Raw genomic sequence first — 21,300 nt, 5'->3', positions numbered from 1 at the left:
GTCTTTTTAGTCAACTGAAGTTGTTTTTATTTTTCTTGCTCACGTGCTATCGCACGGTAGCCGATGTCGTTACGATGGAACATACCATCCCAACTGATCTGTTTTGCAAGCTCGTAAGCACGCTGCTGCGCTTCTGATACGCTGTTGCCAAGTGCCGTTGCACAAAGAACGCGGCCACCGTTTGTCACGATGTCGCCGTCTTTGTTATCTGTACCAGCATGGAAGGCTTTTTCGCCTTCAATTTCAACTTGTGGCAGCCCCGAAATTACGTCGCCTTTGTTGTATGCTGCTGGGTAACCACCGGCTGCTAGCACGATACCAATCGATGCTCGTGGATCCCACTTCGATTCCGCTTGATCCAGTTTCTCGTCGATTGCCGCTAGGCACAGATCAACAAGATCCGATTCCATACGCATCATGATAGGTTGCGTCTCAGGATCACCGAAGCGGCAGTTGTACTCGATCACTTTCGGAGTGCCGTCTTTGTCGATCATCAGACCCGCGTATAGGAAACCAATGTAAGGGTTACCTTCAGAAGCCATGCCGCGTACCGTTGGGTAAATCACTTCTTCCATGATGCGGTTGTGGATTTCTTGTGTCACCACTGGAGCAGGAGAATATGCACCCATGCCACCTGTGTTAGGACCGGTATCTTTGTCGCCTACGCGTTTGTGATCTTGGCTGGTGGCCATTGGCAGAACGTTCTCACCATCCACCATCACGATGAAGCTTGCTTCTTCGCCATCTAGAAACTCTTCGATAACGACACGACTACCAGCATCACCAAATGCGTTACCTGCTAGCATGTCTTTGATTGCATCTTCCGCTTCTTCTAGTGTCATCGCAACGATAACGCCTTTACCAGCAGCAAGACCATCAGCTTTCACCACAATCGGCGCACCTTGTTCACGTACGTAAGCAAGGGCTGGTTCGATTTCAGTGAAGTTCGCGTATGCGCCCGTTGGGATTTGGTGACGAGCAAGGAAGTCTTTGGTAAACGCTTTAGAGCCCTCAAGCTGCGCTGCTGCTTGTGTTGGGCCGAAGATTGGCAGGCCTGCTTCGCGGAAAGCATCCACAACACCGATAACCAGCGGTGCTTCAGGACCGACAATAGTCAGCTCGATAGCTTTCTCTTTTGCAAAAGCAACCAAGCCAGCGATGTCTTCTACTGCGATATTTACGTTCTCTAGTTTAGGCTCAAGTGCTGTGCCTGCGTTACCTGGAGCAACGAAGATAGTCTCAACATTTGGGTTTTGCGCCGCTTTCCAACCTAGTGCGTGTTCACGACCGCCTGAACCAATGATAAGAATATTCATAATATTTCCTTTGATTTCGCTCCTCCCCTTATAAATGGGAGGTTGGGAGGGGTAAGTCGTGTACGTACAACAGACCCCCTCTAACTCCCCCTTGGTAAGGGGGAGGACCAAAAACTAATTAGTGGCGGAAGTGACGCATACCTGTGAAGATCATCGCCATGCCGTGCTCATCTGCTGCTGCGATAACTTCGTCATCACGCATAGAGCCACCCGGTTGGATAACACACTTAATGCCAGCCTCTGCTGCTGCATCGATACCATCACGGAATGGGAAGAAAGCGTCAGATGCCATTACGCTACCTGCAACTTCTAGACCTTCGTCTGCAGCTTTGATGCCTGCAATCTTCGCAGAGTAAACACGGCTCATTTGGCCAGCACCTACACCGATAGTCATGTCACCTTTTGCGTAAACAATCGCGTTTGATTTCACGTATTTCGCTACTTTCCAACAGAACAGTGCATCTTTCAGCTCTTCTTCTGTTGGTTGACGCTTAGAAACCACTTTTAGGTCGTCTAGGCTTACCATGCCTTGGTCGCGGTCTTGAACGAGTAGACCGCCATTCACACGTTTCACGTCAAAGCCAGTTGTCTTAGTTGTCCATTCGCCACACTCAAGTAGACGCACGTTCTTCTTCGCTGCAACCACTTCAATCGCTTCAGCAGAAACTGAAGGTGCGATGATTACTTCAACGAATTGACGCTCAACAATAGCGGTTGCCGTTTCTGCATCTAGCTCTTGGTTGAATGCAATGATGCCGCCGAATGCAGATGTTGGGTCAGTTTGGTAAGCGCGGTTGTACGCTTCTAGGATATCCTCACCTAGAGCTACACCACATGGGTTCGCGTGTTTTACGATCACACATGCTGGCTCGTTGAACTCTTTTACACACTCAAGTGCTGCGTCAGTATCTGCGATGTTGTTGTAAGAAAGGGCTTTACCCTGGATTTGGCGAGCAGTAGAAACAGATGCTTCTTGTGGGTTTGCTTCTACGTAGAAAGCTGCGGCTTGGTGACTGTTCTCACCATAGCGCATGTCTTGCTTCTTCTCGAATTGCTGGTTGAACGTGCGAGGGAATTTAGACTCTTCATCACCTTCTTTGTTCTCACCGTAAGATGGAACCATAGTGCCGAAGTAGTTTGCGATCATGCCGTCGTAAGAAGCCGTGTGTTCGAATGCTGCGATAGCAAGGTCGAAGCGAGTTTTTAGTGTTAGAGATTTGTCGTTCGCGTCCATTTCAGCGATCACGCGGTTGTAGTCGTGAGCGTTCACAACGATAGTTACGTCTTTGTGGTTTTTCGCTGCAGAGCGAACCATTGTTGGACCGCCGATGTCGATGTTCTCAACTGCATCAGCAAGCGTACAGCCTTCTTTAGCAACGGTTTCTGCGAATGGGTATAGGTTAACAACAACCATATCGATAGGGTTGATGCCGTGTTTTTCCATCACGTCATCATCTTGGCCACGACGACCCAGCACACCACCGTGAACTTTCGGGTGAAGCGTTTTAACGCGACCGTCCATCATTTCTGGGAAACCAGTGTAGTCAGAGACTTCTGTTACAGCGATGCCTTGTTCTGCAAGTAGACGAGCCGTACCACCAGTAGATAGGATATCGACACCGCGCTCAGCAAGAGCTTGTGCAAACTCAACAATACCTGTTTTGTCTGATACGCTGATAAGCGCACGGCGAATAGGACGAGCGTTGTTCATGCTTCCATTTTCCTCAAATTCACGGAGTTAAAGATGTTTGCCAAAAATGAACTTGTTTTTACCTCTTGGGGTAAAATATTGGCCAGTTTTGGTAAAGACCTTTGCGGGGCGTTTTCATGCTTAGAAAACAGTCTCCACTATTTGATGGCGCGTATTCTAACCAATTTATTACAAAAAAGCTCGCGCAATCGTTTGGCATCTCAAAAATAATTGCAAAAAACTCGATCTTTGGCTTTAAAAGTAACGAGATAGTTAATAAGGAAAGTTATGTTTCAGATAGGTGAACTGGCGAAACGCTGTGGTGTGACTGCCGATACACTGCGATTCTATGAGAAAAATGCGCTCATTAAACCCGCAGGGCGAAGTGATTCGGGCTATCGCCTGTATAACGAAGAGAACCAAAAGCAGGTGCGTTTTATTCTCAAAGCGAAAGAGCTTGGCTTGAGCTTAGATGAGATCAAGGAACTTCTTGGGATCAAATTAGAGGCAACAGAACACAGCTGTGCGGAGGTAAAAGCCATTACTTCTGCAAAGTTAACTTTAATTGATGAGAAGATTGCTGAACTAACTAAAATTCGCACGGCATTAAAGAAGATAAACGACGCGTGTTGTGGTCATAACAACGACGATGCAAGCCACTGCTCGATTTTGGCAGCCCTTGAATAGTCTCACTTTTGCATCATTTAATTTAAGTTTGCATTTTTGGCGGCTTGCGTTTCTAGGTTCAAGCCGTATTCCCACCTATAATCTCGGCTTTAGTCGACTGCAAGAATGTGTAGTTCTATCTATTCCTAAAGCGACGCTGTCTATCTGATACGAGAGTTTTCATACATGGTTGGAGTCTATTTTCAAATCAATGACTGGGTTTTGAGCGTTGATGAAAATAAGCTGTATCGACAAGACAGGGAAGTTACCGTTGAGCCTCGCTTAATTAATTTGCTGCATTTTCTTGCTGAGCACGCTAGTGAAGTGTTCAATCGCGAAGAGCTGATCCAATACGTTTGGGCGGGCGCGATTGTGACGGATCAAGTCGTAACACAGTCGATCTTCGAACTGCGCAAACTTCTGCGAGATGGTCGAGAAGAAAACACCAGCTACGTGATCACTGTGCCTAAGCGTGGTTACAAGCTGGTGGTGAATGTGACCCCAATGACACACGAGGAATTCCTTGCAAGTCGTAATTGCAATGCCGAAATCCTTCCCCCTATTGTTGAAGAAGCAGAAGAGGAACAGCCCGAAGCGCCTGTTCCATCCATTGCATTTCCTGCCGGACCATTAACTCGCGCTGTGTGCGAGATGTCGAAAGAAAAAAAAGCGCCGCGTAAACCAAATAAGATTAGCCCTTGGCGACTGGGATTAATGAACTTCATTTGGATCAGTATTTTGGTTGTGGTGATGGGCGTGTTTACCTACAAGCAATCAGAAGTGCGCATTACGCAAGCTATTGATACTCACCTTATCGAATTCAAGTTTCAGGATAACTTCAACAAAGAAGGCCGCAGCTACGACTTAGCTGACGGGTTTGCACAGAAGTTGATGGCAGATGTAGCTCAAGTCAGTGATTATCGAGTGATGCTGAAAAAGGCGACCTTTACGACGGGTATTGTGCCGGGTAAATCTGTGGTGGTGCGCGTCAAAGAAAACGATGGTGGTAGCTTCCTTGAGGTGGAATATCGCAATAACTCTTCAGAAAAGGTTTTGTTCAGCCGCCAATACGCGTTAACCAATAGCCATTTGAAGTCGGTTATGCAGCAAGCCTCTCTAGATTTGATGCACGCATTGAAAGTGCCAGACGCAAAATTGAAATCAAAAGTGCTGGTGGCGGGTATGCCAATGAACCCTGACGCGGTAGAGTTGTTTGTTGAAGCAAACCACTACTTAAACGTGTCCGATGCGAATCAATTCCAGCATGGCATCGACTTGATGGAGAAAATCCTTGAGCTTGAACCAGATAATGCTTATGTACAGGCTGAACTGCTGATTGCCTATCATGTACAAAATGCGCTTGATCCGGCATTAGCACTACGGCAGGGGAGAGTTCAGCAACTGAGTGAGAAGTTGGAAACCAACACGAAAATGATGGTAGGGCCAATTCAACCACGAATTTATGAAGCTCTCGCTCTTAATGAAACCATTGCTGGCGATATTGATTTAGCTAAGCAGCATTTGAACCAAGCACTTGAGATTCGGGATTCAGTTCTGTCTTACGTGATTCGAGGTAAGCACGCTGAATTAGATGGTGATTTGGATTGGGCAAGTGAGTCCTACAGCGAAGCCTTCTATATTGATACATCCGTAGAGACTTACTTATTGTGCGAGAACTTGGTTTTTCCAAGTAACATGAAGGCGATTGATTACGCTATGTATCGCGCAGTTCACCCTTCTGTAGTGCGTATGCTGTAATAAACCAGCTCTTGATGAGTAAGATACTTAGCCCTTCATTTCGGTGAGGGGCTTTTTTGTATCTGCCTCTATTTCTACTAATGACGCTTGTTATATAAGAGGAGAGGGCTTTTCATTCTCTATTCTCTATTCTCTATTCTCTATTCTCTATTCTCTATTCTGATATGACCCCAATAAAGTAGACACTCAATATTGGAATTTGAGTGCGATGAAAGTAAAAACTGTCCGAAAACATTCAGAAAGATTCAGCATCAAAAGTAAGTCTCAATCCAGTAGCCTTGATTCTTCAATCCGTCCTCTATTGCTCAGTGATTTAGTAAAAAGAGGGCTTGTATTCGAGCTCCTCTTATTAATAGAGGTAAGGAAGTTTGATGTAAGTCAATTGTCGAATAACGGTGGGGAAGGGCGACATCAACAGTTCAGGTAATTAGCTGGTTCTTGTCTTGATGTTGATAGTCGTTGATAAGATTGATGGAAAATTTGTTGAGGTTGATGTTTTTAGTTTTTCAGTATGGGCATTTTAGGTTTTGTTTATAAGTTGCTGTATATGCAGCATTTATGTTTTTTAGCTTATCAGGTTTATCTCAACTTTATAGCGATGGGCTAATTGTTTTATTGATAACCCCAAGTTTATTTTTTTCCCAGTTTTTGGGCGTAGTCTTCACTTCGAAATTTAGCGAGGTCGAGCAGATTCCTCCTCAGAGCATCTCGCTAATAACCATTCAGTTTGAGTCATGTTGACTCGAGTAGAATAGATTTGGAGATGTTATGTCATCGAATGCGAAAAAAATCGGCCTTATTGCCTGTACGGGTGTCGTAGCCGGTAACATGATGGGTAGTGGTATTGCACTATTACCTTCTAGTCTTGCCTCTGTAGGCTCTGTTTCAATCTTCAGTTGGCTGATCTGTTTGGTCGGTGCACTGAGTCTGGCGTTCGTTTACGCTCGTCTGGCAACCAAAAACCCACAAGAAGGTGGTCCGATCGCTTATGCTGGCGAAGTGTCTCCGGTATTTGGTTTCCAAACGGGCGTTCTTTATTACCACGCGAACTGGATTGGTAACCTGGCTATTGCCATTACAGGTGTTTCTTACCTTTCAGTATTCTTCCCTGTGCTTAATAACCCAGTCCCAGCAGGTATTGCGACGATTGCATCGGTATGGATCTTCACTTTCGTCAACCTACTTGGTGGTAGCTGGGTAAGCCGTCTATGTACGCTTGGTCTAGTACTTATCCTTATCCCTGTTGTTGGTACCGCCGCATTTGGTTGGACGCACTTCGATACTGCGCTTTACAGCCAAAACTGGAACGTATCAGCAGGCACTGACAGCCACGCAGTAGTAACAGCGGTTCTTATCTGTCTATGGTCATTCGTTGGGGTGGAATCAGCGGCGGTATCTACAGGTATGGTTGAAAACCCTAAACGCACAGTACCACTAGCAACTATGTTGGGTACGGCTATCGCAGGTGTTATTTACATCCTATCTACTCAAATGATCAGCGGTATGTTCCCAGCATCAGAGGTAGCAGCATCAGGTGCACCATTCGCGCTAGCAACCATTGAGCTATTCGGTAGCTGGACAGCACCATTCGTATCAGCATTCACAGCACTAGCATGTTTCACTTCGCTAGGTTCTTGGATGATGCTAGTAGGTGAAGCGGGTAAACGCGCAGCAAACGACGGCAACTTCCCTAAAATCTACGGCGAAACAGACAAAAACGGTGTGCCTAAGAAAGGTCTAATTCTTGCGTCAATCAAGATGACTGCGCTAATGGTAGTACTGATGTTCTTCAGCTCTAAAACAGCACACGCATCAGACCTGTTCAACCAGCTAACAACTGACGCAGTACTACTAACTATGCTGCCTTACTTCTACTCAAGCATTAACTTGATTCGCTTCGAAGGTATGACAACACGTAACGGCTTCGTAATGCTGTTCTCTGGTGTGGCTTGTTTGTTCTGCTTCATTGCACTAGCAGGTGCAGAGGGCGGTACGCTAACAGCAACCTTTATCGTGTCTCTTGTTATCTTGATGTTCTACAGCAAAAAAGCAGGTCTAGCTCAGTACATGAAGCTTCATGCTGACGAAGACGTAGCTGCTCAAGCAAGCAACTAATCCCCAAAACGCTGGCACTTCGGTGCCAGCCCATAAAACTCAAATTCACGCGGCGCTCACCTTACTCATTGCCTGTAAATGGCAAAGAGCGCCCTCATTCGCCTTGGAGATGTCCAAATGAATATATTCGCTATCTTGAACCACATGGGTGTGTTCTTTAAAGAAGAGCCAGTTCGTCAACTTCACGCTGCTCTTGAGAAAGCGGGCTACGAAGTGGTTTACCCAGTAGATGATAAAGACTTGATCAAAATGATTGAGATGAACCCACGCATTTGCGGTGTGCTGTTCGACTGGGATAAATACTCACTAGAGCTATGTGAACGTATTAGCCAAATCAACGAGAAACTACCTGTTCACGCATTTGCTAACGAACAGTCTACTCTAGACATTTCACTAACAGACCTACGTCTAAACGTGAGCTTCTTCGAGTATGCTTTAGGTATGGCTGACGACATCGCTATCAAAATCAACCAAGCGACTGAGGCATACAAAGATGCCATCATGCCTCCATTCACTAAAGCGCTATTCAAATACGTAGAAGAAGGTAAATACACCTTCTGTACTCCAGGTCACATGGGTGGTACTGCATTCCAGAAAAGTCCTGCTGGTAGCATCTTCTACGATTTTTACGGTCCAAACACATTCAAAGCGGACGTATCAATCTCAATGCCTGAGCTAGGTTCTCTACTAGACCACTCAGGTCCACATAAAGATGCAGAAGAATACATTGCACGTACATTCAATGCAGACAGCTCTTACATCGTAACTAATGGTACGTCTACATCGAACAAAATCGTTGGTATGTACTCAGCGCCTGCAGGCAGCACAGTACTGATTGACCGTAACTGTCACAAGTCTCTGACTCACCTAATGATGATGAGCGACGTGACACCAATCTACTTCCGCCCAACTCGTAACGCATACGGCATTCTTGGTGGTATTCCACAAAGTGAATTCAGCCGTGATGTCATTGCAGAGAAAGTGGCGAAAACACCAGGTGCAAAAGCGCCAAGTTACGCAGTAGTGACTAACTCAACTTACGATGGCCTGCTGTACAACACGCAATTCATCAAAGAGTCGCTAGATTGTAAACACATCCACTTCGACAGTGCTTGGGTGCCTTACACTAACTTCAACCCAATTTACGAAGGTAAATGCGGTATGAGTGGTGAAGCGATGCCAGGCAAAGTGTTCTACGAGACACAATCAACACACAAATTGTTGGCAGCGTTCTCACAAGCTTCAATGATTCACGTGAAAGGTGACTTTGATAAAGAGTCTTTCAACGAAGCATTCATGATGCACACTTCAACTTCACCTCAGTACGGCATTGTTGCTTCTACTGAAACAGCAGCGGCAATGATGCGCGGCAACACTGGTAAGAAGTTGATGCAAGACTCTATCGATCGCGCAATCCGCTTCCGTAAAGAGATCAAACGCCTAGAAGCAGAAAGTGACAGCTGGTTCTTCGATGTATGGCAACCAGAAAACATCGATAGCACTGAATGTTGGAAACTAGACCCTAGCGACACATGGCACGGCTTCAAGAACATGGATGACAACCACATGTATCTTGATCCAATCAAAGTAACGCTACTGACTCCAGGGATGAATAAAGAAAGCGAACTAGAAGAATCAGGTATTCCTGCTTCGCTGGTGGCTAAATTTCTAGACGAGCGCGGCATCGTGGTAGAGAAAACAGGTCCATACAACTTGTTGTTCCTATTCTCAATCGGTATCGACAAATCAAAAGCAATGCAATTGCTACGCGGCCTAACTGAATTTAAACGTGGCTACGACTTGAACCTAACCATCAAGAGCTTCCTACCTTCGCTATACAACGAAGACCCAAGCTTCTATGAAGGTATGCGTGTTCAAGAACTAGCACAAGCAATTCACAACCTAACTAAGAAATACAACCTACCAGAGCTAATGTACAAAGCGTTCGATGTTCTTCCTGAAATGAAAGTAACACCACACGCAGCATGGCAAGAAGAGCTTCGCGGTAACGTAGAAGAAATCAAACTGGAAGAAATGGTTGGTCGCGTAAGTGCGAACATGATTCTTCCTTACCCTCCAGGTGTGCCATTAGTACTTCCTGGTGAAATGGTGACTCAAGAGTCTCGCCCTGTGCTGGACTTCCTAGAGATGCTTTGTGAGATCGGTGCGCATTACCCAGGTTTCGAAACCGACATCCACGGTCTATACCAACAAAAAGATGGTAGCTACACCGTAAAAGTATTGAAGAACTAAGTTCCTCTCGAAGATGACGTCATTGGGAATGCAAGCATGCTCCACTCTTACGAGCTCAATGCGTCATCGAACAATAACGACATTTAGATATACCCCTAACTAATCTGTCGTAAAGAGAAGGGCAAGGATGCTCTGATCTTTTCTTCTATATATAGAAGAAGCACTTTTCCAAGACTTCACCTGAAGTACCCCAAATAAAAAGCAAAGACCAAAGAGCAGTTCGTCATCGTTCTGCTCTTTTTTTTCGCCTTTATATAGATAGAAAGAGAAAAAAGAACCAAGAGAGATAAGATCAGCAACCGAAATCACAAAGAAATCGGCGATCTTTTAATGCGGAAGTCAGGTGTTTCTTCATGAAAAGATCCTCTGCAACCCGAAATATTAGACAAGATCGTTGAGTATCTATGCATAATGCTCGTTATTTGTGCGGTTGAAAGTTTTTTTGCAAAAAAGGCTTGTGCTAATTTCTCAACCCCCTATACTGCGCATCCACCGACACGGAGTGAGACGAAAGTCACACAGCGAGTCAGGAAGAGAGAAAAAAGAATTTGAAAAAAATGCTTGACTCTCTCGCGGTGTGAAGTAAGATACGCACCCCTAACGACGAGCAACTAAGTTGCTGAAAATGTTAGAAAAGCTCTTTAAAAATAAGAACCTATCAATCTGTGTGGGCACTCGTTGATGATAATCCAATTAGAAGCTTCGGCTTCAAATTAGGTTTCAATGAAACGAAGTGACCATTGAATCGAAAGATTCAGCACAGTCAATTCAAACATTACTTTATGTAATGTTCAGTATTCATTGAGCCGACAAAATCTTAAATTGAAGAGTTTGATCATGGCTCAGATTGAACGCTGGCGGCAGGCCTAACACATGCAAGTCGAGCGGAAACGAGTTATCTGAACCTTCGGGGAACGATAACGGCGTCGAGCGGCGGACGGGTGAGTAATGCCTAGGAAATTGCCCTGATGTGGGGGATAACCATTGGAAACGATGGCTAATACCGCATAACGCCTACGGGCCAAAGAGGGGGACCTTCGGGCCTCTCGCGTCAGGATATGCCTAGGTGGGATTAGCTAGTTGGTGAGGTAAGGGCTCACCAAGGCGACGATCCCTAGCTGGTCTGAGAGGATGATCAGCCACACTGGAACTGAGACACGGTCCAGACTCCTACGGGAGGCAGCAGTGGGGAATATTGCACAATGGGCGCAAGCCTGATGCAGCCATGCCGCGTGTGTGAAGAAGGCCTTCGGGTTGTAAAGCACTTTCAGTCGTGAGGAAGGTAGTGTAGTTAATAGCTGCATTATTTGACGTTAGCGACAGAAGAAGCACCGGCTAACTCCGTGCCAGCAGCCGCGGTAATACGGAGGGTGCGAGCGTTAATCGGAATTACTGGGCGTAAAGCGCATGCAGGTGGTTTGTTAAGTCAGATGTGAAAGCCCGGGGCTCAACCTCGGAATTGCATTTGAAACTGGCAGACTAGAGTACTGTAGAGGGGGGTAGAATTTCAGGTGTAGCGGTGAAATGCGTAGAGATCTGAAGGAATACCGGTGGCGAAGGCGGCCCCCTGGACAGATACTGACACTCAGATGCGAAAGCGTGGGGAGCAAACAGGATTAGATACCCTGGTAGTCCACGCCGTAAACGATGTCTACTTGGAGGTTGTGGCCTTGAGCCGTGGCTTTCGGAGCTAACGCGTTAAGTAGACCGCCTGGGGAGTACGGTCGCAAGATTAAAACTCAAATGAATTGACGGGGGCCCGCACAAGCGGTGGAGCATGTGGTTTAATTCGATGCAACGCGAAGAACCTTACCTACTCTTGACATCCAGAGAACTTTCCAGAGATGGATTGGTGCCTTCGGGAACTCTGAGACAGGTGCTGCATGGCTGTCGTCAGCTCGTGTTGTGAAATGTTGGGTTAAGTCCCGCAACGAGCGCAACCCTTATCCTTGTTTGCCAGCGAGTAATGTCGGGAACTCCAGGGAGACTGCCGGTGATAAACCGGAGGAAGGTGGGGACGACGTCAAGTCATCATGGCCCTTACGAGTAGGGCTACACACGTGCTACAATGGCGCATACAGAGGGCAGCCAACTTGCGAGAGTGAGCGAATCCCAAAAAGTGCGTCGTAGTCCGGATCGGAGTCTGCAACTCGACTCCGTGAAGTCGGAATCGCTAGTAATCGTGGATCAGAATGCCACGGTGAATACGTTCCCGGGCCTTGTACACACCGCCCGTCACACCATGGGAGTGGGCTGCAAAAGAAGTAGGTAGTTTAACCTTCGGGAGGACGCTTACCACTTTGTGGTTCATGACTGGGGTGAAGTCGTAACAAGGTAGCGCTAGGGGAACCTGGCGCTGGATCACCTCCTTATACGATGATTACTCACGATGAGTGTCCACACAGATTGATAGTTCACAAGCGAAAGCTTGTAGCTAACATAGCTCTTTAACAATTTGGAAAGCTGACAAAACAATCTTTAAGATTGTTTGTAAAGTTCTCAAAGTATTCTTAATTGAATACTCCAAACAACACATTCAAGTGTTCTTGGAATTTGAGTCCGGCAAAATCGAGTCTGCATCATGTATAAAAATTGCAGACAACTTTGGTGATTTGACTTCAACTCGAAACTCCTTCGGGTTGTATGGTTAAGTGACTAAGCGTACACGGTGGATGCCTTGGCAGTCAGAGGCGATGAAGGACGTATTAACTTGCGATAAGCCCAGATTAGGTAGTAAAAACCATTTGAGTCTGGGATTTCCGAATGGGGAAACCCACTAGCATAAGCTAGTATCGCTGCGTGAATACATAGCGCAGCGAGGCGAACCGGGGGAACTGAAACATCTAAGTACCCCGAGGAAAAGAAATCAACCGAGATTCCGAAAGTAGCGGCGAGCGAAATTGGACTAGCCCTTAAGCTTTTTATGCGTCAGGTGAAACTTCTGGAAAGTTGTGCGATACAGGGTGATAGCCCCGTAACCGGCAACGCATTTAAAGTGAAATCGAGTAGGGCGGGACACGTGATATCCTGTCTGAATATGGGGGGACCATCCTCCAAGGCTAAATACTACTGACTGACCGATAGTGAACCAGTACCGTGAGGGAAAGGCGAAAAGAACCCCTGTGAGGGGAGTGAAATAGAACCTGAAACCGTGTACGTACAAGCAGTAGGAGCACCTTCGTGGTGTGACTGCGTACCTTTTGTATAATGGGTCAGCGACTTATATTCAGTGGCAAGGTTAACCATCTAGGGGAGCCGTAGGGAAACCGAGTCTTAACTGGGCGTTCAGTCTCTGGATATAGACCCGAAACCAGGTGATCTAGCCATGGGCAGGTTGAAGGTTGAGTAACATCAACTGGAGGACCGAACCGACTAATGTTGAAAAATTAGCGGATGACTTGTGGCTAGGGGTGAAAGGCCAATCAAACCTGGAGATAGCTGGTTCTCCCCGAAAGCTATTTAGGTAGCGCCTCGGACGAATACTACTGGGGGTAGAGCACTGTTAAGGCTAGGGGGTCATCCCGACTTACCAACCCTTTGCAAACTCCGAATACCAGTAAGTACTATCCGGGAGACACACGGCGGGTGCTAACGTCCGTCGTGGAGAGGGAAACAACCCAGACCGCCAGCTAAGGTCCCAAATTACTACTAAGTGGGAAACGATGTGGGAAGGCTCAGACAGCCAGGATGTTGGCTTAGAAGCAGCCATCATTTAAAGAAAGCGTAATAGCTCACTGGTCGAGTCGGCCTGCGCGGAAGATGTAACGGGGCTAAGTAGTAAACCGAAGCTGCGGCAATGCACTTTAGTGCATTGGGTAGGGGAGCGTTCTGTAAGCGGTTGAAGGTGTGTGGTAACGCATGCTGGACGTATCAGAAGTGCGAATGCTGACATGAGTAACGATAAAGGGGGTGAAAAACCCCCTCGCCGGAAGACCAAGGGTTCCTGTCCAACGTTAATCGGGGCAGGGTAAGTCGACCCCTAAGGCGAGGCCGAAAGGCGTAGTCGATGGGAAACGGGTTAATATTCCCGTACTTCTTACAATTGCGATGGGGGGACGGAGAAGGCTAGGTGGGCCTGGCGACGGTTGTCCAGGTTCAAGTGCGTAGGCTGAGAGATTAGGTAAATCCGGTTTCTCTTAAGGCTGAGACACGACGTCGAGCTACTACGGTAGTGAAGTCATTGATGCCATGCTTCCAGGAAAAGCCTCTAAGCTTCAGATTGTAAGGAATCGTACCCCAAACCGACACAGGTGGTCGGGTAGAGAATACCAAGGCGCTTGAGAGAACTCGGGTGAAGGAACTAGGCAAAATGGTACCGTAACTTCGGGAGAAGGTACGCTCTCGACGGTGAAGTCCCTTGCGGATGGAGCTATTGAGAGTCGCAGATACCAGGTGGCTGCAACTGTTTATTAAAAACACAGCACTGTGCAAAATCGTAAGATGACGTATACGGTGTGACGCCTGCCCGGTGCCGGAAGGTTAATTGATGGGGTTAGACTTCGGTCGAAGCTCTTGATCGAAGCCCCGGTAAACGGCGGCCGTAACTATAACGGTCCTAAGGTAGCGAAATTCCTTGTCGGGTAAGTTCCGACCTGCACGAATGGCGTAATGATGGCCACGCTGTCTCCACCCGAGACTCAGTGAAATTGAAATCGCTGTGAAGATGCAGTGTACCCGCGGCTAGACGGAAAGACCCCGTGAACCTTTACTACAGCTTGGCACTGAACATTGACCCTACATGTGTAGGATAGGTGGGAGGCTTTGAAACTAGTACGCCAGTATTAGTGGAGCCGTCCTTGAAATACCACCCTTGTAGTGTTGATGTTCTAACGTCGACCCCTTATCGGGGTTGCGGACAGTGCCTGGTGGGTAGTTTGACTGGGGCGGTCTCCTCCCAAAGCGTAACGGAGGAGCACGAAGGTGGGCTAATCACGGTTGGACATCGTGAGGTTAGTGCAATGGCATAAGCCCGCTTGACTGCGAGAATGACAATTCGAGCAGGTGCGAAAGCAGGTCATAGTGATCCGGTGGTTCTGAATGGAAGGGCCATCGCTCAACGGATAAAAGGTACTCCGGGGATAACAGGCTGATACCGCCCAAGAGTTCATATCGACGGCGGTGTTTGGCACCTCGATGTCGGCTCATCACATCCTGGGGCTGAAGTCGGTCCCAAGGGTATGGCTGTTCGCCATTTAAAGTGGTACGCGAGCTGGGTTTAGAACGTCGTGAGACAGTTCGGTCCCTATCTGCCGTGGGCGTTGGAAGATTGAAGGGGGCTGCTCCTAGTACGAGAGGACCGGAGTGGACGAACCTCTGGTGTTCGGGTTGTGTCGCCAGACGCATTGCCCGGTAGCTAAGTTCGGAATCGATAACCGCTGAAAGCATCTAAGCGGGAAGCGAGCCCTGAGATGAGTCTTCCCTGATACTTTAAGTATCCTAAAGGGTTGTTCGAGACTAGAACGTTGATAGGCAGGGTGTGTAAGCGTTGTGAGGCGTTGAGCTAACCTGTACTAATTGCCCGTGAGGCTTAACCATACAACACCCAAGGGGTTTTGATGGACTCAAAGCAAGAACGAATTGAATGTGTAAGAACTGAAACAGCTTTCCGAATTAAAGAATTTGCTTGGCGACCATAGCGATTTGGACCCACCTGACTTCCATTCCGAACTCAGAAGTGAAACGAATTAGCGTCGATGGTAGTGTGGGGCTTCCCCATGTGAGAGTAGAACATCGCCAGGCTTTTAATTTTCTTTTCACTTTTTAAAAAAGTGAAGACAAAATAGCGCACTTGCTTATTTAATAAGCAAGTCACCATAAAGTTCTAAATTATTTTAGAGTTTTATGTTGACTTTCAAAGTGTAAAGCGTATTATACGCACCTCGCTTAAGTGCTAAGGCACTGAAAGCCAAGCTCTTTAACAATATAGACCTATCAATCTGTGTGGGCACTCGTTGATGATAATCCAATTAGATACTTCGGTATCAAATTAGGTTTCAATGAAACGAAGTGACCATTGAATCAAAAGATTCAGCACAGTCAATTCAAACATTACTTTATGTAATGTTCAGTATTCATTGAGCCGACAAAATCTTAAATTGAAGAGTTTGATCATGGCTCAGATTGAACGCTGGCGGCAGGCCTAACACATGCAAGTCGAGCGGAAACGAGTTATCTGAACCTTCGGGGAACGATAACGGCGTCGAGCGGCGGACGGGTGAGTAATGCCTAGGAAATTGCCCTGATGTGGGGGATAACCATTGGAAACGATGGCTAATACCGCATAATGCCTACGGGCCAAAGAGGGGGACCTTCGGGCCTCTCGCGTCAGGATATGCCTAGGTGGGATTAGCTAGTTGGTGAGGTAAGGGCTCACCAAGGCGACGATCCCTAGCTGGTCTGAGAGGATGATCAGCCACACTGGAACTGAGACACGGTCCAGACTCCTACGGGAGGCAGCAGTGGGGAATATTGCACAATGGGCGCAAGCCTGATGCAGCCATGCCGCGTGTGTGAAGAAGGCCTTCGGGTTGTAAAGCACTTTCAGTCGTGAGGAAGGTAGTGTAGTTAATAGCTGCATTATTTGACGTTAGCGACAGAAGAAGCACCGGCTAACTCCGTGCCAGCAGCCGCGGTAATACGGAGGGTGCGAGCGTTAATCGGAATTACTGGGCGTAAAGCGCATGCAGGTGGTTTGTTAAGTCAGATGTGAAAGCCCGGGGCTCAACCTCGGAATTGCATTTGAAACTGGCAGACTAGAGTACTGTAGAGGGGGGTAGAATTTCAGGTGTAGCGGTGAAATGCGTAGAGATCTGAAGGAATACCGGTGGCGAAGGCGGCCCCCTGGACAGATACTGACACTCAGATGCGAAAGCGTGGGGAGCAAACAGGATTAGATACCCTGGTAGTCCACGCCGTAAACGATGTCTACTTGGAGGTTGTGGCCTTGAGCCGTGGCTTTCGGAGCTAACGCGTTAAGTAGACCGCCTGGGGAGTACGGTCGCAAGATTAAAACTCAAATGAATTGACGGGGGCCCGCACAAGCGGTGGAGCATGTGGTTTAATTCGATGCAACGCGAAGAACCTTACCTACTCTTGACATCCAGAGAACTTTCCAGAGATGGATTGGTGCCTTCGGGAACTCTGAGACAGGTGCTGCATGGCTGTCGTCAGCTCGTGTTGTGAAATGTTGGGTTAAGTCCCGCAACGAGCGCAACCCTTATCCTTGTTTGCCAGCGAGTAATGTCGGGAACTCCAGGGAGACTGCCGGTGATAAACCGGAGGAAGGTGGGGACGACGTCAAGTCATCATGGCCCTTACGAGTAGGGCTACACACGTGCTACAATGGCGCATACAGAGGGCAGCCAACTTGCGAGAGTGAGCGAATCCCAAAAAGTGCGTCGTAGTCCGGATTGGAGTCTGCAACTCGACTCCATGAAGTCGGAATCGCTAGTAATCGTGGATCAGAATGCCACGGTGAATACGTTCCCGGGCCTTGTACACACCGCCCGTCACACCATGGGAGTGGGCTGCAAAAGAAGTAGGTAGTTTAACCTTCGGGAGGACGCTTACCACTTTGTGGTTCATGACTGGGGTGAAGTCGTAACAAGGTAGCGCTAGGGGAACCTGGCGCTGGATCACCTCCTTATACGATGATTACTCACGATGAGTGTCCACACAGATTGATACGGTTTATACGAAAAAGAGACGATACTGGGTCTGTAGCTCAGGTGGTTAGAGCGTTCGCCTGATAAGCGAGAGGTCGGTGGTTCGAGTCCACTCAGACCCACCAATTCCCTTCCCAAGGAATTGGCATACAGTATCGACACCTTGATGGGGCTATAGCTCAGCTGGGAGAGCGCCTGCCTTGCACGCAGGAGGTCAGCAGTTCGATCCTGCTTAGCTCCACCATCTTTAAGCGCATTCGATGAGTGCTTTTAAAAATGGTTTTCATTAGAAAATCTAGCTCTTTAACAATTTGGAAAGCTGACAAAACAAACTTTTAAGTTTGTTTGTAAAGTTCTCAAAGTATTCTTAATTGAATACTCCAAACAACACATTCAAGTGTTCTTGGGTTTTGTTTTACTGTTTAAGTAAAACGAAACATATTTGAGTCCGGCAAAATCGAAAGCTATCTCGCTCATTCAAATAATGAGATAGCAACTTTGGTTGTTTAACTTCAATTCGAAACTCCTTCGGGTTGTATGGTTAAGTGACTAAGCGTACACGGTGGATGCCTTGGCAGTCAGAGGCGATGAAGGACGTATTAACTTGCGATAAGCCCAGATTAGGTAGTAAAAACCATTTGAGTCTGGGATTTCCGAATGGGGAAACCCACTAGCATAAGCTAGTATCGCTGCGTGAATACATAGCGCAGCGAGGCGAACCGGGGGAACTGAAACATCTAAGTACCCCGAGGAAAAGAAATCAACCGAGATTCCGAAAGTAGCGGCGAGCGAAATTGGACTAGCCCTTAAGCTTTTTATGCGTCAGGTGAAACTTCTGGAAAGTTGTGCGATACAGGGTGATAGCCCCGTAACCGGCAACGCATTTAAAGTGAAATCGAGTAGGGCGGGACACGTGATATCCTGTCTGAATATGGGGGGACCATCCTCCAAGGCTAAATACTACTGACTGACCGATAGTGAACCAGTACCGTGAGGGAAAGGCGAAAAGAACCCCTGTGAGGGGAGTGAAATAGAACCTGAAACCGTGTACGTACAAGCAGTAGGAGCACCTTCGTGGTGTGACTGCGTACCTTTTGTATAATGGGTCAGCGACTTATATTCAGTGGCAAGGTTAACCATCTAGGGGAGCCGTAGGGAAACCGAGTCTTAACTGGGCGTTCAGTCTCTGGATATAGACCCGAAACCAGGTGATCTAGCCATGGGCAGGTTGAAGGTTGAGTAACATCAACTGGAGGACCGAACCGACTAATGTTGAAAAATTAGCGGATGACTTGTGGCTAGGGGTGAAAGGCCAATCAAACCTGGAGATAGCTGGTTCTCCCCGAAAGCTATTTAGGTAGCGCCTCGGACGAATACTACTGGGGGTAGAGCACTGTTAAGGCTAGGGGGTCATCCCGACTTACCAACCCTTTGCAAACTCCGAATACCAGTAAGTACTATCCGGGAGACACACGGCGGGTGCTAACGTCCGTCGTGGAGAGGGAAACAACCCAGACCGCCAGCTAAGGTCCCAAATTACTACTAAGTGGGAAACGATGTGGGAAGGCTCAGACAGCCAGGATGTTGGCTTAGAAGCAGCCATCATTTAAAGAAAGCGTAATAGCTCACTGGTCGAGTCGGCCTGCGCGGAAGATGTAACGGGGCTAAGTAGTAAACCGAAGCTGCGGCAATGCACTTTAGTGCATTGGGTAGGGGAGCGTTCTGTAAGCGGTTGAAGGTGTGTGGTAACGCATGCTGGACGTATCAGAAGTGCGAATGCTGACATGAGTAACGATAAAGGGGGTGAAAAACCCCCTCGCCGGAAGACCAAGGGTTCCTGTCCAACGTTAATCGGGGCAGGGTAAGTCGACCCCTAAGGCGAGGCCGAAAGGCGTAGTCGATGGGAAACGGGTTAATATTCCCGTACTTCTTACAATTGCGATGGGGGGACGGAGAAGGCTAGGTGGGCCTGGCGACGGTTGTCCAGGTTCAAGTGCGTAGGCTGAGAGATTAGGTAAATCCGGTTTCTCTTAAGGCTGAGACACGACGTCGAGCTACTACGGTAGTGAAGTCATTGATGCCATGCTTCCAGGAAAAGCCTCTAAGCTTCAGATTGTAAGGAATCGTACCCCAAACCGACACAGGTGGTCGGGTAGAGAATACCAAGGCGCTTGAGAGAACTCGGGTGAAGGAACTAGGCAAAATGGTACCGTAACTTCGGGAGAAGGTACGCTCTCGACGGTGAAGTCCCTTGCGGATGGAGCTATTGAGAGTCGCAGATACCAGGTGGCTGCAACTGTTTATTAAAAACACAGCACTGTGCAAAATCGTAAGATGACGTATACGGTGTGACGCCTGCCCGGTGCCGGAAGGTTAATTGATGGGGTTAGACTTCGGTCGAAGCTCTTGATCGAAGCCCCGGTAAACGGCGGCCGTAACTATAACGGTCCTAAGGTAGCGAAATTCCTTGTCGGGTAAGTTCCGACCTGCACGAATGGCGTAATGATGGCCACGCTGTCTCCACCCGAGACTCAGTGAAATTGAAATCGCTGTGAAGATGCAGTGTACCCGCGGCTAGACGGAAAGACCCCGTGAACCTTTACTACAGCTTGGCACTGAACATTGACCCTACATGTGTAGGATAGGTGGGAGGCTTTGAAACTAGTACGCCAGTATTAGTGGAGCCGTCCTTGAAATACCACCCTTGTAGTGTTGATGTTCTAACGTCGACCCCTTATCGGGGTTGCGGACAGTGCCTGGTGGGTAGTTTGACTGGGGCGGTCTCCTCCCAAAGCGTAACGGAGGAGCACGAAGGTGGGCTAATCACGGTTGGACATCGTGAGGTTAGTGCAATGGCATAAGCCCGCTTGACTGCGAGAATGACAATTCGAGCAGGTGCGAAAGCAGGTCATAGTGATCCGGTGGTTCTGAATGGAAGGGCCATCGCTCAACGGATAAAAGGTACTCCGGGGATAACAGGCTGATACCGCCCAAGAGTTCATATCGACGGCGGTGTTTGGCACCTCGATGTCGGCTCATCACATCCTGGGGCTGAAGTCGGTCCCAAGGGTATGGCTGTTCGCCATTTAAAGTGGTACGCGAGCTGGGTTTAGAACGTCGTGAGACAGTTCGGTCCCTATCTGCCGTGGGCGTTGGAAGATTGAAGGGGGCTGCTCCTAGTACGAGAGGACCGGAGTGGACGAACCTCTGGTGTTCGGGTTGTGTCGCCAGACGCATTGCCCGGTAGCTAAGTTCGGAATCGATAACCGCTGAAAGCATCTAAGCGGGAAGCGAGCCCTGAGATGAGTCTTCCCTGATACTTTAAGTATCCTAAAGGGTTGTTCGAGACTAGAACGTTGATAGGCAGGGTGTGTAAGCGTTGTGAGGCGTTGAGCTAACCTGTACTAATTGCCCGTGAGGCTTAACCATACAACACCCAAGGGGTTTTGATGGACTCAAAGCAAGAACGAATTGAATGTGTAAGAACTGAAACAGCTTTCCGAATTAAAGAATTTGCTTGGCGACCATAGCGATTTGGACCCACCTGACTTCCATTCCGAACTCAGAAGTGAAACGAATTAGCGTCGATGGTAGTGTGGGGCTTCCCCATGTGAGAGTAGAACATCGCCAGGCTTTAAATTTGAAGAAGCCCACTCGAAAGAGTGGGCTTTTTTGCATTTGGAGCAAAGTAAATTCATTCCAATGACAAGACCTTGTTAAAGGCGCTTCTAAACTTCTTTTACCATTGTTCACTATTCTTTGTTCCGCCTAAACAACTGGCTGCGATGTAGTGCTAACGCACTACTTCTCCGCATCTCACCTTGTTCGACTCCGCAAT

At 47.8% G+C, this 21,300-nt stretch carries 7 protein-coding genes, 2 tRNA genes and 6 rRNA genes; 13 read left to right on the top strand and 2 right to left on the bottom strand.

The window, feature by feature from the left end; all coding sequences use genetic code 11:
• Nucleotides 1-26 precede the first annotated feature (26 nt).
• Nucleotides 27-1,316: a phosphoribosylamine--glycine ligase gene (gene purD, locus A8140_RS15160; protein WP_005533819.1), complete on the bottom strand. Its 1,290-nt coding sequence runs from the start codon at nucleotides 1,314-1,316 to the stop codon at nucleotides 27-29.
• A 118-nt stretch (nucleotides 1,317-1,434) separates the two neighbouring features.
• The gene (gene purH / locus A8140_RS15155; RefSeq protein WP_005533820.1) at nucleotides 1,435-3,027 is read right to left on the bottom strand and encodes a bifunctional phosphoribosylaminoimidazolecarboxamide formyltransferase/IMP cyclohydrolase; all 1,593 of its coding nucleotides are present in this window, start codon (nucleotides 3,025-3,027) and stop codon (nucleotides 1,435-1,437) included.
• A 33-nt stretch (nucleotides 3,028-3,060) separates the two neighbouring features.
• Here purH and A8140_RS25410 point away from each other — a divergent pair, with 33 nt between their 5' ends.
• The 13 genes from A8140_RS25410 to rrf (A8140_RS15085) all read left to right on the top strand — a co-directional run bounded on the left by A8140_RS25410 (nucleotide 3,061) and on the right by rrf (A8140_RS15085) (nucleotide 21,095).
• The gene (locus tag A8140_RS25410; protein ID WP_005533821.1) at nucleotides 3,061-3,237 is read left to right on the top strand and encodes a hypothetical protein; all 177 of its coding nucleotides are present in this window, start codon (nucleotides 3,061-3,063) and stop codon (nucleotides 3,235-3,237) included.
• Between the two features lie 57 nt (nucleotides 3,238-3,294).
• Nucleotides 3,295-3,693: a Zn(2+)-responsive transcriptional regulator gene (gene zntR, locus A8140_RS15145; RefSeq protein ID WP_005433620.1), complete on the top strand. Its 399-nt coding sequence runs from the start codon at nucleotides 3,295-3,297 to the stop codon at nucleotides 3,691-3,693.
• Between the two features lie 165 nt (nucleotides 3,694-3,858).
• Nucleotides 3,859-5,430, top strand: coding sequence for a lysine decarboxylation/transport transcriptional activator CadC (cadC, locus tag A8140_RS15140; protein ID WP_005533822.1), 1,572 nt, complete (start codon nucleotides 3,859-3,861; stop codon nucleotides 5,428-5,430).
• Between the two features lie 768 nt (nucleotides 5,431-6,198).
• On the top strand, nucleotides 6,199-7,545 hold the full coding sequence (cadB, locus tag A8140_RS15130) for a cadaverine/lysine antiporter (RefSeq protein WP_005533823.1): 1,347 nt from the start codon (nucleotides 6,199-6,201) through the stop codon (nucleotides 7,543-7,545).
• A gap of 117 nt (nucleotides 7,546-7,662) precedes the next feature.
• Nucleotides 7,663-9,798 (top strand): lysine decarboxylase CadA, encoded by a 2,136-nt coding sequence (locus A8140_RS15125; protein ID WP_005533824.1) that lies wholly within the window; start codon nucleotides 7,663-7,665, stop codon nucleotides 9,796-9,798.
• An 819-nt stretch (nucleotides 9,799-10,617) separates the two neighbouring features.
• Nucleotides 10,618-12,170: ribosomal RNA gene (locus A8140_RS15120) — 16S ribosomal RNA — on the top strand.
• Between the two features lie 273 nt (nucleotides 12,171-12,443).
• A 23S ribosomal RNA gene (locus tag A8140_RS15115) occupies nucleotides 12,444-15,333 on the top strand.
• Between the two features lie 87 nt (nucleotides 15,334-15,420).
• A 5S ribosomal RNA gene (rrf, locus tag A8140_RS15110) occupies nucleotides 15,421-15,537 on the top strand.
• 353 nt (nucleotides 15,538-15,890) lie between these two features.
• Nucleotides 15,891-17,443: ribosomal RNA gene (locus A8140_RS15105) — 16S ribosomal RNA — on the top strand.
• Between the two features lie 67 nt (nucleotides 17,444-17,510).
• Nucleotides 17,511-17,587, top strand: a tRNA-Ile gene (locus A8140_RS15100).
• Nucleotides 17,588-17,630: 43 nt separating this feature from the next.
• Nucleotides 17,631-17,706: transfer RNA gene (locus tag A8140_RS15095), tRNA-Ala, on the top strand.
• A gap of 295 nt (nucleotides 17,707-18,001) precedes the next feature.
• Nucleotides 18,002-20,891, top strand: a 23S ribosomal RNA gene (locus A8140_RS15090).
• Nucleotides 20,892-20,978: 87 nt separating this feature from the next.
• Nucleotides 20,979-21,095, top strand: a 5S ribosomal RNA gene (rrf, locus tag A8140_RS15085).
• The 16S, 23S and 5S rRNA genes sit together here with 2 tRNA genes alongside, the layout of an rRNA operon.
• Nucleotides 21,096-21,300: the final 205 nt, after the last annotated feature.

This window comes from Vibrio campbellii CAIM 519 = NBRC 15631 = ATCC 25920, assembly GCF_002163755.1.
GTDB classification, from domain to species: Bacteria; Pseudomonadota; Gammaproteobacteria; order Enterobacterales; family Vibrionaceae; genus Vibrio; species Vibrio campbellii.
This window is presented reverse-complemented; position numbering and strand designations above follow the sequence as displayed.